General features: G+C 34.2%; 9 protein-coding genes. 8 read left to right on the top strand and 1 reads right to left on the bottom strand.

Going from position 1 to position 15,883, the window contains the following annotated elements; genetic code table 11:
* Positions 1-152: 152 nt before the first annotated feature.
* From AAEO57_RS07175 to AAEO57_RS07165, 3 genes are all read left to right on the top strand, one after another.
* Positions 153-1,361, top strand: coding sequence for a M24 family metallopeptidase (locus AAEO57_RS07175; RefSeq protein ID WP_341691031.1), 1,209 nt, complete (start codon positions 153-155; stop codon positions 1,359-1,361).
* Positions 1,362-1,383: 22 nt separating this feature from the next.
* Entirely contained in the window at positions 1,384-3,594 is a 2,211-nt protein-coding gene (locus AAEO57_RS07170; RefSeq protein WP_341691029.1) for an alpha-galactosidase, read from the top strand.
* 183 nt (positions 3,595-3,777) lie between these two features.
* A complete protein-coding gene (locus tag AAEO57_RS07165) occupies positions 3,778-6,009 on the top strand; it encodes a DUF6055 domain-containing protein (RefSeq protein WP_341691027.1) in 2,232 nt (743 codons plus the stop codon).
* Positions 6,010-6,243: 234 nt separating this feature from the next.
* Here the strand turns inward: AAEO57_RS07165 and AAEO57_RS07160 are convergent, their stop codons facing one another.
* Complete coding sequence (locus AAEO57_RS07160; protein WP_341691025.1) at positions 6,244-8,688, bottom strand: TonB-dependent siderophore receptor; 2,445 nt, start codon at positions 8,686-8,688, stop codon at positions 6,244-6,246.
* A gap of 346 nt (positions 8,689-9,034) precedes the next feature.
* On the opposite strand from AAEO57_RS07160, the gene AAEO57_RS07155 reads away from it, so the two are divergent.
* From AAEO57_RS07155 to AAEO57_RS07135, 5 genes are all read left to right on the top strand, one after another.
* Entirely contained in the window at positions 9,035-10,390 is a 1,356-nt protein-coding gene (locus AAEO57_RS07155) for a sigma-54-dependent transcriptional regulator (protein WP_341691023.1), read from the top strand.
* Complete coding sequence (locus AAEO57_RS07150) at positions 10,391-11,533, top strand: FIST signal transduction protein (protein WP_341691021.1); 1,143 nt, start codon at positions 10,391-10,393, stop codon at positions 11,531-11,533.
* A gap of 2 nt (positions 11,534-11,535) precedes the next feature.
* The gene (locus AAEO57_RS07145) at positions 11,536-14,559 is read left to right on the top strand and encodes a PAS domain S-box protein (protein WP_341691019.1); all 3,024 of its coding nucleotides are present in this window, start codon (positions 11,536-11,538) and stop codon (positions 14,557-14,559) included.
* A gap of 141 nt (positions 14,560-14,700) precedes the next feature.
* The gene (locus AAEO57_RS07140) at positions 14,701-15,135 is read left to right on the top strand and encodes a response regulator (RefSeq protein ID WP_341691018.1); all 435 of its coding nucleotides are present in this window, start codon (positions 14,701-14,703) and stop codon (positions 15,133-15,135) included.
* Between the two features lie 14 nt (positions 15,136-15,149).
* Positions 15,150-15,878, top strand: coding sequence for a polysaccharide biosynthesis/export family protein (locus tag AAEO57_RS07135; protein WP_341691016.1), 729 nt, complete (start codon positions 15,150-15,152; stop codon positions 15,876-15,878).
* The last annotated feature ends 5 nt before the right edge of the window (positions 15,879-15,883 follow it).

The following is a 15,883-nucleotide window of genomic DNA, read 5'->3' as shown; positions in this document are numbered from 1 at the left end:
CACATAGCCAGAAGTTTCAACTTCGCAGACCAAGGAGACAATTTAGAAACCAGCTATGTTTTTTAATGTAAGTGAAACTCTTTTTAGGCGTCATGAATCTATGTTTCTATGTGTTTAAAAATGATTGCTCAACGATTTAAAATTAAATAAAAATGACAAAAGGTATAGGCGGATCAAGCGCTGCAATCGAATTAGAAAAAATAGAAAACAGAACTCTCGATGTTCAGCCTATTCAATTGGAAGAATATCAGCAGCGTATCAAAAAGGCGGTAAGCTTAATGAAAGAGCTTTCTGTTAAAGCATTGTATCTTAACGCCGGAACGAATTTGTATTATTTTACCGGAACGCTTTGGAGTGCTTCAGAAAGAATGGTGGGAGCAATACTTTTTGATGACGGTTCTTTAGAATATATTGTTCCAAAATTTGAAGAAGGTACATTCAAAAAATACATGAAAGTTCAGTCAGCTATTAATTGTTGGGAGGAACATGAATCTCCTTATATTTTGTTTGGACAGTTATTGGAAGCTAAAAATGCTTCGGGGCAAATTGCCATTGATGAATCTGCTCCTTATTTTTTAGTAGATGGAATTTCAAAAGCAAATACTTCTTATGATTTTATAACAGCACAAAATATTACATCAGCCTGCCGGATGCAAAAATCTAAAAATGAAATTGCCATTATTCAAAAAGCAAAAGACATTACAATTGAAGTACAAAAAGCGGCAGCAAAAATATTAAGACCCGGAATTACGGTTAGTGAAGTAACAGATTTTATCAATAAAGCCCATATCAAAGCAGGAATTTCATCGGGTTCTTATTTCTGTATTGTTTTGTTTGGCGATGATACGCAATATCCTCATGGGGTTTCAGTTCCTCAGCCTTTAAAAGAAAATGAAGCAGTGATTATTGATACAGGCTGCAGATTAGAAGGCTATCTTTCTGATATTACAAGATCCTACGTTTACGGAGAACCTTCAGAAGAATACAGAACCATCTGGAATTTAGAAAAGAAAACACAGCTTGCTGCTTTTGAAGCCGCACAAATTGGTTCTTCCTGTGGATCGGTTGATGATGCAGCCCGAAAAACTTTGGCGGAATCAGGATTAGGCCCGGATTATAATTTACCGGGATTACCACACAGAGTTGGTCACGGAACAGGATTGGATATTCACGAATATCCGTATTTAGTCCGCGGAAGCGAAATAAAATTACTTGAAGGAATGGTAGTAAGCAATGAACCGATGATTTGTATTCCGGGAAAGTTCGGGATCAGACATGAGGATCATTTTTATATGACAGAAAACGGTCCAAAATGGTTTACTACGCCAATGTACAGTTTAGAGAATCCTTTTGGTTATTAAAAAATATTAAAAATAAAGACAGATGAAGCGATTATTACTTTTATTACCGCTAATTTTTTATTCAGCTGCGGAGGCACAAGAAAGTGCATTGATTTCTATTGATACTAAAAATTCGGCTTTGGTTTTAAAAGTGGGAAAAAACAAAAAGCTGTATCAAACTTATTTTGGTACAAAGTTGAATAACAGTTTAGAATATGAATTCATTTCGAAAGAAAACACAAAAAAGTTTGTGGTCAATGACGGCAATCCTTTAATTGATTTGCGTCATTCAGCTTACCCAACTTTTGGTACAGATAATTTATTTGAGCCTGCCATCAGAATGACTCATAATGACGGGAATCCTTCATTAGAATTGGAATATCAAAGCCATACAACAGAGAAAATCGATGAGAATACGGCAGAAACCATTATTAAATTAAAAGATCCGCAGTATCCTGTTTTTGTTGTACTTCATTATAAAACTTTTAGTAAAGAAGATGTAATTGAATCATGGTCGGAGATTCAGCATCAGGAGAAAAAATCAGTAATGCTTTATAATTACGCTTCTTCGGCACTACATCTGGATGCAGATAAATATTGGCTGACCCAATTTTACAGTGATGTGGTAGAAGAGATGCGTATGGAAGAAAGCCAGCTTACAAGAGGCGGTAAAGTAATCGATTCTAAATTAGGAGTTCGAACGAACATGTTTGCTGCGCCTAATTTTTTCCTTTCTTTAAATTCGAAATCGGGAGAAAATACAGGAGAAGTGATTGCCGGTTCGATTGCATGGTCAGGAAACTTTAAGTTTGCATTTGATATTGATAATAATAACGAACTCAGAATTATTTCAGGAATCAATGAGTTTGCTTCAGAATACAACTTAGAACCCGGAATAGTATTTAAAACCCCCTCTTTTATTTACACTTTTTCGAATCATGGAAAGGGACAAGCGAGCAGAAACCTGCATGACTGGGCAAGAAAGTACGGACTTAAAGATGGCGAAAAATCACGTTTGACTTTATTAAACAATTGGGAAACCACTTTTTTTGATTTTGACGAAAATAAACTGATCAATATGTTTACAGATGCCAAAACATTATGTGTCGACATGTTTTTGCTGGATGACGGCTGGTTTGGCAATAAATATCCAAGAAGCGGTTCTACATCAGGCTTAGGCGATTGGGAAGCCACAAAGTCAAAATTGCCAAATGGCATTGGTTTTTTGATGGAAGAAGCTAAAAAAACAAACGTCAAATTTGGTATTTGGATTGAACCCGAAATGGTCAATGAAAAAAGCGAATTATACGAAAAACATCCGGATTGGGTGCTAAGTCTTCCGAACAGAGAAAAGAATATTTATCGTACTCAATTGGTTCTGGATTTATGCAACCCGAAAGTGCAGGATTTTGTTTTTAAGGTCGTAGATGATATTATGCAGACGAAATCTGGTGTGGCATTCTTCAAATGGGACTGCAATAGAATGATGACCAGTGCTTATTCTGCTTATTTAAAAAATCAGCAATCTCATTTGTTTATAGAATACACAAAAGGATTGTACAAAGTTCTGGATAGAATAAAGAGCAAATATCCCAATCTTCCCATGATGCTATGCGCTGGAGGCGGCGGTAGGGTTGATTACGGCATGTTACACTATTTTACCGAATTTTGGGCCAGCGATAATACCAATCCTTTTGACCGTGTATTTATTCAATGGGGTTATTCTAATTTTTATCCTGCATTAGCGACCTGCAATCACGTAACTTCGATGGGAAATCAATCAATTAAATTTAAAACCGATGTTGCTATGATGGGTAAATTAGGTTTTGATATTCATGTTGGAGGATTAAAGGATAACGAATTAAAATTTTGTCAGCAAGCAGTTTCTAATTACAAGCGATTAAGTCCTGTGATTTGGCAGGGAGATTTGTACCGATTGGTCTCTCCATACGAAGACAGCAGGGCGGCATTAATGTATGTGAATAAAGATAAAACGAAGTCTGTAGTTTTCTCCTATACCTTACATCCGCTAACAGATCCTAATTACAGCCTGATTCGATTAGAAGGACTTGATGCTTTAAAAATGTATAAAGTATCCGAAATCAATATCATGCCAGGAACCAGAAATACTTTTGAAGAATCCGGAATGACTTTTTCAGGCGATTTCCTGATGAAAGTGGGTTTAAAAGTTTCTTCTTCTAAACAGGAAAGCAGCGTTATATTAGAGCTTACAGATGTTGATTTAAAAAATTAGACTTTGCATATTAGTTTTATTACCGAACATGAGTATTTGTTAACTGCTTGTAATACAGAATAGTATGTTTTTAAAATTAGGTAAAATAGTATTAAATATAGATAATATTGTCTTATAAAGACTATAATTTTGTATTTATATTTACAACTGCATGCTATACTTAACCTAAATAATTAATAAACTATGAAAAAACTGTTACTACTTGTTGTCGTTTTTCTATCCAGTTATCTTGCAATTGCACAGAAAACGCTTTTTACTCCCACAGAATGGAGCGACCCCAATAATGAATTCTATAATAAAGTTTCCAATACCAGGAAATACGAATCGACAAACTTTGTACTCTACTGGGGAGATAAGGTGGGGACAAATCCCGCCGTCTATGCTGACGCCACTTTACGATTTACTCCTAAGTCTGTGGCTGATACACTCGAAACCAGCTTTAAACGTTATATAACCGATTTGCATTTTGTAAGTAATGCTCCCACAACCAATTTTGGAAAATACAAGATTATTATCATGATGATGAACACCTGGAATTCTACAGATCCCAGATTACAAGCTTTTGCACAAGCGAGTTCTTTTAGTAATACAATTGGTGCCATGTTTGTACATCCCGAGGCAACCAGAGATGGTGGGGCATTATCTCACGAATTTGCCCATACGTTGCAGATGATGATGCGTATTCAGGAAAATCCCGGCAACGGAACTGCTTTTGCGGGATACGACTGGGGTGGTCCCTTTTTTGAAGGACATGCCAATTTTATGAGGGCTCAGGCATACCCTAAATGGGCAGATGTTGACGGCACTTTGACCAGATGGATACAGACTAAACATTTTATGTGGTCCTCAAACCGACACCATTACACAAATTTTCATTTAATGTATTATGTACAGGAAAAAGAAGGTTTTGATTTTACCAGAAGAATGTGGGCAGAATCCATAAACGAAGAGCATCCGCTTGAAACAATTAAGAGACTAAAAGGTTTTACACAAGAGCAGCTCGACGATTATCTATGGGGATATGCCCAAAGACAGCCAGCATTCGACTATCCGATTCAATGGAATTCTCAAATAAATACGACCAGTAATTTTGGTAAGACAATCAGAAACGTTTACAATAGTATAAAAACCAATATGCCGCGTTATACCAGCAGACAATACACACTGTTAACCAAAGTAGCAGGTACGTCAGATCAATACTATACCAATAATGACTGGGCTCCTCAGGATTACGGAATGAATGTAATTCCACTATACCCAACCTGTACAGGTACACAAAAGAAAGTTACCATTAAATTCAAAGGGCACACAGAGGTAAATCCTACCCAGGCGGGATGGCGGTATGGATTTGTAACAACAAAAGCAGATGGTACTGTATCCCGTTATAGTCCGATGTATAAAACGGATGGAGAAGCTTCATTTACTTTAAATACAGCTACAGAAGCTAATATTTTTCTGGTCGTTTTCTCTGCACCTAAAGTTCATGTCAATTACAATATGGATGTAGGTTATCCTAAGCAAAGAAGATATCCTTATGAGCTAAAAATCGCTAATGCTAATCCTGAAGGATTTCAGCCTGCAGCCAATTTTAGAAGTTTTCTTAAAACAAATGGACATTTGCATACCAATGGCGGAGGTTGGGTATCAAATAATGCAAATGTTGCGTCAACAGTGTATGTTGGTCCTTATGCAGTTGTCAGAGCCGGTACTATTTCAGGAAATGTCCGTATAGAAGATTTTGCAATGGTAGATGGAGGTACTATAAATGGTAATGCAATTGTAAGGGGTAATGCATGTATTTATAATGCAAATTTATCTAATAGTGCCATTGTGGAGGGAAATGCCTGGATGGAAGGAGGCTCAGTTTCAAATACAGCTAACATTAAAGGAAATGCCATGCTATTTGCAGGAAATTTTGGAGGTTCAGTTGTTGTTGGCGGTGATGCAGAAATAGGAAGCTGCTCTACTGCCGGGGTCTATCTTCAGTTTCCATACTGGAGAAATGGAAGAAACGAGTGTGATGGTAAAGGAGCAACTGATGCATCAAATATTGATATTAATAGTAATTTCACCAATTTTTCAGCTGCTCAAATGGCTTTTAGTACAACGCCAAACTGTACAGTAACTACACTTGCTGCCAGCAAATCGATTCCTGATTCTGAAGTAGATATAAGTATTTACCCAAATCCGGCAAATGAAAATCTAACAATTTCATTTATGCAAACCGAAAAAGTTAAAGTAACTGTTTCACTGTTTGATATGAATGGACGCAAACTGGATGTAATTGCAGACAAAACTTACGAAGAAGGCAGAATTGATATTCCTTACAGCTGTAATAAGTTAATTCAGGGATTGTATCTGCTGCAAATTCAGCAAGGCAGTAAAATCTACAGCAAATCATTTGTTAAAGAATAAACAGTATTGTTGTTATAACAAGGAAGATATATGAAAAATAAAAAACCTGTAAATATTAATTTTACAGGTTTTTTTTTAAGAATAATAGCTATCAATTTTCGATATCATATTTACTGCAAGAATTGATTCTGACCACCTGAATTCTTTATAATTTAAATACTAAATGTATTTTTTAATGTTTTTATTCATTTAAAGAGGGATGTGAAAGAATATTTCAAAATACAGTCTAAGCTTTTAAAATGAGTATCCTAATGTTAACAGCCAGTTAGAAGGTGCACCCGGAAAAAGACGAATATAATCGTAACCGCCAACCCAATACGTTTTGTCTAATATATTATTGGCATTTACCTGGATTTTAAATTTATTAATACTGTAATATAATGCAGCATTAAACAGCGTGTAACCCGGCAGTGTTTGTTTGTCGGTTTGACTTAATGTTCGTGTGGTGGCAAAATTGCTTCCCAAAGCAAGACCAAAATCCTTCATTACTCCCTCGGTAAAGTTATAACGTGTCCATAGATTACCCTGCTGACGAGGAGTATTTGGTTTTTGTCTTCCAATTTCAGATGCAATCGGGCTTTCAGAAATTGCAGCTTCATTATACGAATAAGCCGCAGAAACACTCCAGTTTCGTGTAATGTTTCCATTCACATCGATTTCAATACCTTTCGATTCTTCTTCACCTACAGCACGCATTAAATCAGGATTCGTAGTGTCATTTGCCGGATATAAAGTATTTTTTTGCTGAATTTTAAAAAGCGCAACTGTTACAAAAAGTTTTTCTTTGAACCAGGAAGATTTTCCTCCAAACTCAATCATATTACTTTCCAACGGATCAAACGGACCTCCTGCATTTGGATTTGATAAAGAAGAAGCTGTCTGAGGATTGTATCCTTTTACGTAAGTTCCGTACAAATTAATGTTTGGATTAACCGTATAAGTCAGTCCAAAACGTGGTAAAAAGGAATGTTGTTTTACTTTCTTTTCAGTAGTTTTTTTATAGTTTTCCTTGTCACTGTATTCGTCATAACGCACTCCGATTAAAGCCTGAAAAGCTCCAAACTTAATATGATCCTGAAGGTATACTCCGTATAAGGAATAAAAAGTAGGGTCAAAAGGACGCGCCGCATAAAAATATTTACTCATGTCTTTCAACTGTTGTGATCCGGATGGATTAGTTAGGTCAAAATGTGCTACGTTTGGCACCGGATTTCCTTTAGCATCCAGTAAATAATTTGCTTTATTAGCAGGGTTATACGTTGCAATTGATCCAGTATTGGCTGCATTTCTATATCCTGTAGCCTGCAATTGCGAACCTCCTGCGGGCACCTGTTCCTGTGCATAGTCATAACCCAGGATCAGGTTGTGGTCTAAAGCGCCCGTTTTGGCTTCATATTTAAAAAAGGTCGAAAGATTATCAATATAACGCTTGCGTTTACGCATAAAAACCTGCATTTCTATAGAAGTAGGAATAGTGGTTCCGTCACCTGCAGAAGCATATTTATTAGCACCACGATGTTCCAGAAGATCTTCTGTATAACCAGTACGTATGTAAGATGCAGAAAAAGACAAACGATCTGTAAATTGATGATTTAAAGAAGTCGTTACAATATAGGTCTCTTCATTTAAATAATCGTTGGTAGAGTTTAATGAATTGGAGATTTTGGTAGAGTATAAATCATCTTCATAGGTTGATTGTCCACGATCCAGGATACTTTTGGAGCTGGTGTAAATCAAATCAAAGTTCACACTCGTTTTTTCATTTGGCAGGAAAGACAGAGAAGGAGCAAGTACAATATTTTTATCGAATTGTAAATCCCGGAATGAATTGGCATTTTCATAGCCTAAATTCAATCGGTACAAAAGCGATTTATCTTCGGTTAATGGTCCTGTAAAATCTGCTAAAGCTCTTAAAGTATTAAAACTTCCGGTAGAAAAACTGACGCTGTTGGCAGCCTGATCCAGAGGTTTTTTAGTTACCCTGTTGAGTACACCACCCGGGGAGGCGTTTCCAAACAAAGCAGATGAAGGTCCTTTTAAAACTTCGACACGTTCCAGATAATTGGCAAGCGGCTGTTTCCAGAATCCTGTAGAAGTTCGCATTCCGTTTAGCAATTGCGTGTTGCTTCCTCCATTGATTCTGAAACCTCTGATGGAAATGTCATCATAGAAAGTAAACTGGCTCACTCCACTAAAGTTTTTTACAACCTCTCCTACGCGAATAGCTCCCTGATCTGCAATTAATTCTTTGGTAGCGTACGAAACGGCCTGAGGTAAATCTTTAAGGGCAATTTCTGTTTTGGCACCAATAAAAGATTTTGTATTTCGGTATGATTTCTCTTTGCGCCCTGTGATTTCTACCGTCTGCAAAGTATTGATGTTTTCCTGTAAAATTACCGAAATTTCCAGTGCTTCATTTTCATGCAGTTCCACCATTTTTTCCTGAACAGAAAAGCCCATCGCTGAAAAATAAATGGTGTAATTGCCAGGTAAAAGGTTACTGATTTCAAAATTTCCTTTGTCATCAGAAATAGTATTCTTTTTTAGGCTTTTTATGGAGACAGAAGCATAAGAAATGGCTTCGTTGTTTTGGGAAACAATTTTTCCGGTAATTGTGGCATTTTGTGCCAGACCTATATTAAATAGTACCAGCAGCATTAAGGAGAATGTAATCTTCATAGTGGTTATTTATTTTAAACCGCAAAATTATACTTATTTAGATTAGATACAAATAATATTTCATTAATCTATATCTATAAGTTGGTAATCTGAATTACTGAGGAGAGGGAAATGGTTGAAGAATTTTGTTAAGCAGATTTAATACTTTTTTTTCAACTTAAGTTGAATGTTTGCTTATTAATTGTCTAAAGTTCGATTTAAAAGAAATCTACCTTCCTGACTCCTCTGAATTGTGATATAAAAGCAAGTTTTTCAGAATAATATAATTTCGTTCAATTCTGTTACAATGTGAATGTGTAAGATTTTTTTTGTAGTTTAGTGTGAGTTAAAACTTAAGAGATTACAGATGAAATCATTTAAAATTTTTTTAGTTGAAGATGATCCTTTTTTTGGAGAAACTTTAAGATATCACCTTAAATTAAATCCTGATTTTGAAGTACTTCTGTTTAAAACCGGAAGAGAATGTCTGGACAATCTGTATCAGAACCCGGGCATCATTTGTCTGGATTTTGGTTTACCTGATATAACCGGTGATGTACTGCTAAAAAAAATACAACAGATTAACAATAAAATACCCATTATCATTATAAGTGGGCAGGAAGAAATTGAAGTGGCTGTTGACTTTTTAAAATCTGGAGCAAAAGATTATATCGTAAAAAATACCCATACCAAAGAACTGCTTTGGAATTCGATTATTAAGATCAGGGAGAACTTAAGTCTAATTGAGGAAGTAGAAGAATTAAAAGAAAAGCTGGAACAAAAATTTAGTTTTGAAAACACTATATTAGGACAAAGCGATGTTATAAAGGTCGTTTTTAATAAAATAAACAAATCCTTAAGCACTAATATAAACGTTTCTATCACCGGAGAAACAGGAACCGGTAAAGAGATTGTAGCCAAAGCAATTCATTATAACTCAGATAGAAAAAATAAACCATTTGTGGCCTTAAATATGGCCGCAATTCCAAAAGAATTGGTTGAGAGTGAATTTTTTGGGCATGAAAAAGGGGCTTTCACAGGAGCAGATCAAAGAATAATTGGAAAATTTGAACAAGCTGATGGAGGAACAATTTTTCTGGATGAAATTGCAGAACTCGATTTACATCTTCAAAGTAAATTACTACGTGTACTTCAGGAACGTGAAGTGACAAGACTGGGAGGCAAAGAAGTCATTAAGTTTAATGCAAGACTAATAATAGCGACTCATAAAGATCTAAAAGAAGAGGTAAGAAAAGGAACGTTTAGAGAAGATCTCTATTACAGAATTACAGGTCTTCCTATAGAGCTTCCGCCTTTAAGAGAAAGGGGATATGATGTATTACTTCTTGCAAAACATTTTTGTGATCTTTTTACAAAAGAAAACAAATTAAAAAGTATTACGATCTCAAAAGAAGCGAAAGAAAAATTACTTAAATACAAATTTCCCGGAAATATAAGAGAGCTTAAATCTATAATGGATCTGGCTTGTGTTATGTCTGAAAATAATGAAATTTCTGTGGATGACTTAACTTTTGAGAGTATAAACGCTACTGATTTTTTCTTGTCTGAAGAGAAAACCTTAAAAGAGTTTACAACTGAAATTATATTGTATTATTTAAAAAAAAATAATGAAGATGTACTTAAAACAGCCAAACAATTAGATATCGGAAAATCTACAATTTATAACCTAATTCAGTCTAGTCAAACAAAAAAAATAATGTAAATGAAAACAGCGACAGTTTTATTTGAAAATAATTCTTTTGTACGGGAATTTAACGATGATAATTTAGATTTTGGTGATTTAGACTTGGTTTTAGGTTTTGGTTCAAGAGATTTGTTATCAGATGAAAAAGTGTTTAATCAGTTAAAAAATAAATTCCCAGACACACAATTAATTCTTTGTTCTTCTGCAGGAGAAATATATGAAAATGAAGTTCTGGATAATACCATATCTCTCACTGCAATTAAATTTTCCTCAACGGTAATTAAAACTTTCGAGGTTGATATTGCGGCTTATGAAAATAGTTTTCAGGCCGGTTCATCTTTGGTCGAAAAATTTGATCAGGATAATTTAAAAATGATTTTGATACTCTCGGACGGCGGAAAAGTAAACGGAAGTGAATTGGTCAACGGAATGAATGCAGTAAAAAAAGAAGAAGTATTAATCGTTGGAGGGCTGGCAGGCGATGCCGCAAAGTTTGAAAAAACGCTGGTGGGATTAAATGAAATTCCGCAGCAAGGCAAAATTGCAGCTATAGGTTTTTACGGGCAAAAATTAGTCATGTCTCATGGCTCTTTAGGAGGATGGGAGAGTTTTGGACTGGAGCGGATTGTCACAAAATCAGAAAGTAATGTTTTATATGAAATTGATGGAAAAAATGTACTGGATCTCTATAAAATATATTTAGGAAAATATGCAGATGAATTGCCAGGCTCCGCATTACTTTTTCCGTTGTCAATCAAAATTGATGGAGTTGATGAACCTATTGTAAGAACTATTTTATCTATAGACGAAACCAATCAGACCATGACCTTTGCAGGTGATATACCCAAAGGAAGCAAAGTGCGTTTCATGAAAGCAAATTTTGACAGACTAATAGATGCGGCAAGTGACGCAGCTTCTTCATGTTTAGAGCTAAAAAGTTTTAATCCAAAATTGGCTCTTTTGATTAGCTGTGTCGGGCGAAAGCTAATTCTGGGTTCCAGAATTGACGAAGAGGTTGAAGCGGTTTCAGAGATTTTTGGCAGTAATACGATTATTTCCGGTTTTTATTCTTATGGAGAGATTTCGCCTTTGAAACCATTTGGAGAATGTATACTTCACAACCAGACTATGACAATTACCTGTATTAATGAAATAGAATAGTTATGAATCTTCATAAGCTTTTACAGAGACAAATTAATAAAAATGTACCTGCTGATCTTCAGGATAATCCATCCTTTCAATCCTTTATAAAAACGGTGAATGATTCTTATTTATCTTTTGAAAGGGATAAGGATTTAATGGATCATTCGTTTCAGGAAAGCGAAAAGGAATATAACGAAGTGAATCAGAATTTAAAGGAGGAATATGAATTAAAGCAACAATCTATTTTAAATCTTTACGAAAGTCTTACCCACTTAGATCAGGGATACGGATTAATAAATGAAGAAGAAAAAAATGACCTTCTCTTTATTTCAAAATATGTTAGTGAGCAAATTACCAAAAGAAAAGAAACCGAGAAAAAATTATTTGAAACCGTTCAGTTTTTAAAAACACTATTAGAAAATATTCAGTCAGGAATCTTAGTTGTGGATAATAATGATACTATTTTATTTGTAAATCAGCATTTATGTGATATGCGTAATATTAGTGCTTCTCCTGATGAAATGATTGGAAAAAAACCTAATGAATACATAAGTGATGCTCAGGTTCTCTTTAAAGATACTGCAGCATATAGAAAAAGAATCGAGGAAATTTTATTAAGAAAAGAAATCGTTACAGGCGAAATACTTGAAACAATAGACAATCGGTTCTTTGAGAGGGATTATATTCCTATTTTTATTGATAATATATGTATTGGGCACCTTTGGAAATCTACAGATGTAACGCAAAGAACTAAAAGCAAGAATTTGCTTAAGCAAAGTGAAGAGCGCAATAGGATCATTATGAATTCTTCTTTAAATGCTATTGTTACCATAGATATTAAAGGAAAAATAACTTTTTGGAACAATCAGGCTGAAATCATTTTTGGATGGAAAAAAGAAGAGGTATTAGGCAAAACACTAAACGAGACTATTATTCCTGACCGGCATAAAGATGGACATGTAAATGGCCTTAAATATTATGAAAAAACAGGTAAAGGTCCTGTTTTAAACAAACAAATAGAGCTGCCGGCAATTAATAACGTTGGGCATGAGTTTCCTGTGGAGATCTCTATCGTACCTTTAGAACAAAATGGCGAAGTATTCTTTTGTTCCTTTATGCAGGACATATCAGAGCGAAAAAAAACAGAGACTAAGTTAAAAGTTCAGGAGGAGAAATACCGAAATATTATTGCGAATATGAATTTAGGGCTTATCGAAGTCGACAATAATGAAATAATTCAATTTGCTAATCAAAGTTTTGCCAACATATCCGGATTTGAAATTGAGGAATTAATCGGTTTAAATCCTGCCAAAACATTCGTTTTTGGAGAGAACCTCGAAAAATTAAATGCTAAAAATAAATTACGCGAAAAAGGAGTATCTGATGTTTATCAAATTCCGGTAAAGAATAAAAGGGGAGAACTAAGATGGTGGGCGATTGGTGGTGCACCCAATTATGATGATAAAGGTAAATTAGTAGGATCTATAGGAATTCATCTGGATATTACCGAACAAAAGCAAATGGAAATTGAACTGGAGAATGAAAAACTAAAGGCAGAACAGGCTTCTAAAGCAAAAGAGGCTTTTTTAGCCAATATGAGCCATGAAATTCGTACACCTCTTAATGGTATAATTGGTTTTTTGAGGGAATTAGAGCGGCAAAACTTAACCGATCTTCAAAAAAAATATGTAGAAAACAGTACTGTAGCATCAAAACATTTGTTATCAATCATCAATAACATATTAGATATTTCTAAAATTGAGGCGGGAGAAATGTCACTTGAAGTTGAGGATTTTGTTTTTGAGAATGTAATAGGTAATGTCATGAACGTCCTTGAGCCATTAGCAAAGAAAAAAGGACTGAAATTATTAAAACAGATTTCCAATGATGTTCACAATGTGTTAAAAGGTGACATTTTAAGATTAGAGCAAGTATTATTTAATCTCGTTGGCAACTCTTTAAAATTTACCAGTAAAGGCAAAATATTCCTGAAGTGTGAAGTATTAAAAGATGCAAGAACTTTTCAGAGACTGCAAATTTCTGTTCAGGATACTGGAATAGGAATGGAACAAAGCTTTGCAGAAAATATTTTTAATAAATTTTCTCAGGAGGATAAAGCAATTACCAGAAAATTTGGTGGTACAGGCTTAGGTATGGCTATTACTAAAGAACTAATCCAGTTAATGAAAGGGAAAATTAATGTTCAAAGCCAAAAAGGTCTGGGAACTACAATTAGTTTTATTATTGATTTGGAAAAAGGAAATATTGATAATATTAAAAAAGTGCAGGAAGAAATTAATGTTGATATTTCAGGAGTTAATGTTTTACTGGTGGAGGATAATATTATTAATAGAATGGTCGCCATCAATTCACTGAATTACTTTAATTGTTTGGTTACTGAAGCTGCAAATGGTATTGAAGCAATAGAGATTTTAAAAAATAAAAGTTTTGATATTATATTAATGGATGTTCAGATGCCTGAAATGGATGGAATAGATGCAACAATGCAAATCAGGGAGGAATTGAAATTAAAAACGCCTATAATTGCACTCACAGCCAACGCATTTAAAAGCGAAGTTGATAAATGCAAAAATGCAGGTATGGATGATTATATTACAAAACCTTTTGAGGAATTTGATCTTGTTGAAACCATTTCAAAATATACTAATAAACACCATGCTGTAGATGATGCTGTCGAAGAAAAAAATGAAAAACTTTATGACTTAAAGTCTTTACACAGTATTAGTAGAGGAAATCCCGAATTTATTACAAAGATGATTATTATTTTTATTGATCAGATAAATGAGGTTATTCCAAATGCAGAATCCGCTCTGTCTTCTAATGATTTTTTAGTGTTGAGTCAGCTTATTCATAAAATTAAGCCTAGTATTGAAGCCATGGGAATCTCCAGTATTACTGAGGATATCAAAATGTTAGAAAAAATTAGTAAAGAAGGCTCTGACACAGAAAAAATTACCAATACTTTTTTTCAAATAAAAAATACATTACTTACTGCTATAGAACAACTTAAGGAAGAAATTTAGAGTAATTATCTGTTTTTTTTTGGAAGCAATTCCAAAAAATGGAATACGGAACAATAATATTTTTAAATAAACCACTGATTATCAGTGGTTTATTTTTTTGGCTCAACTATAGCTTACATGTTATCTATAAAAACTGATATCATGGAAACTAAAACTCAATTTAAATTTTTTATCGTAGACGACGATGTATTTTGTGCCAATGTGTACAAGCAATATCTCGATAATATGAACTATAACGACATTACACATTATTCTAACGGTAATGACTGCATTAAAAATTTACATCTAAAACCAGACATCATTTTTCTGGATCACAATATGGAAGATATTAATGGATTTGAAGTCCTTAAAAAGATTAAAAGATACAATCCTAACATATATGTGGTCATGATTTCCGGACAGGAAAATATTGAGACAGCGGTAGATGCTTTAAAGTATGGCGCTTTTGATTATGTAATAAAAGGAAATGATGTGTATGAAAAAATGGAATTTATTATAACTAAAATTATAGCTGTAAAAGAGCAGTTAAAGAATGCCTACCCGGGCTTTATTAAACGTTTATTGTCGATTTTTTAATTCAATATTATGTTATGAAAAAATTAGCCGCCATAGTTGTTATAGCCTTATTTTTTTGTTCCTGTAAGACACAGAATTTACTGGTCAATCAAACAGAAATTAAAGCTGATGAATCTTTTCAATACAACAAAGAATATCAATATACGATACGCAAAGATGATAAAATATCAATATCGGTATGGGGAGAGGATAATTTGAGTGTAGGTTCTGTTTATGGTATTTATAATTCAAATGAAGTGTATGGCAAATGGCTGATGGTAGATACAAACGGTACTATCGAAATGCCTAAAATAGGAACAATAAATGTTGAGGGTAAAACCATTCCGGAGTTAAAAGAAATGTTGAAAACAGCTCTTAAAAAATGGCTTATTAATCCAATTGTAGATGTAAAAGTGCTCAACAAAGAGATTATTGTTTTAGGAGAAGTTCGAAATCCAAACACAGTTGCGATAGATAAAGATTATATAACTCTTTTGGAAATAATTAGCAAAACAGGAGGATTTGAGTTTTATGCCAATCTAAAGTCGGTTAAAATCCTAAGACAGGAAGGAGAAAATGTAAAGGTTACCAATTTAGACCTTACTGTGGGAAATAATATATTAAATACCAATATACAGCTGCATCCTGGTGACATCGTTATTGTTCCGTCTAAAAAGAACAAAGAATTTGATAAACGAATAGCCACAATCATACCATTGACCACAACAATAAGTGCAGCGGCAATAATTATGGGAGTATTATAAAAAAG

Origin of the sequence: Flavobacterium calami (genome assembly GCF_038290035.1) — a bacterium.
Classification (GTDB): domain Bacteria; phylum Bacteroidota; class Bacteroidia; order Flavobacteriales; family Flavobacteriaceae; genus Flavobacterium; species Flavobacterium calami.
Note: the sequence above shows the minus strand (reverse complement) of the source record. Positions and strands in the feature narration are given on the sequence as shown.

Coding starts and splice junctions, on each gene's coding strand:
- AAEO57_RS07175 (WP_341691031.1), top strand. CDS start 153: ATGACAAAAGGTATAGGCGGATCAAGCGCTGCAATCGAATTAGAAAAA.
- AAEO57_RS07170 (WP_341691029.1), top strand. CDS start 1,384: ATGAAGCGATTATTACTTTTATTACCGCTAATTTTTTATTCAGCTGCG.
- AAEO57_RS07165 (WP_341691027.1), top strand. CDS start 3,778: ATGAAAAAACTGTTACTACTTGTTGTCGTTTTTCTATCCAGTTATCTT.
- AAEO57_RS07160 (WP_341691025.1), bottom strand. CDS start 8,688: ATGAAGATTACATTCTCCTTAATGCTGCTGGTACTATTTAATATAGGT.
- AAEO57_RS07155 (WP_341691023.1), top strand. CDS start 9,035: ATGAAATCATTTAAAATTTTTTTAGTTGAAGATGATCCTTTTTTTGGA.
- AAEO57_RS07150 (WP_341691021.1), top strand. CDS start 10,391: ATGAAAACAGCGACAGTTTTATTTGAAAATAATTCTTTTGTACGGGAA.
- AAEO57_RS07145 (WP_341691019.1), top strand. CDS start 11,536: ATGAATCTTCATAAGCTTTTACAGAGACAAATTAATAAAAATGTACCT.
- AAEO57_RS07140 (WP_341691018.1), top strand. CDS start 14,701: ATGGAAACTAAAACTCAATTTAAATTTTTTATCGTAGACGACGATGTA.
- AAEO57_RS07135 (WP_341691016.1), top strand. CDS start 15,150: ATGAAAAAATTAGCCGCCATAGTTGTTATAGCCTTATTTTTTTGTTCC.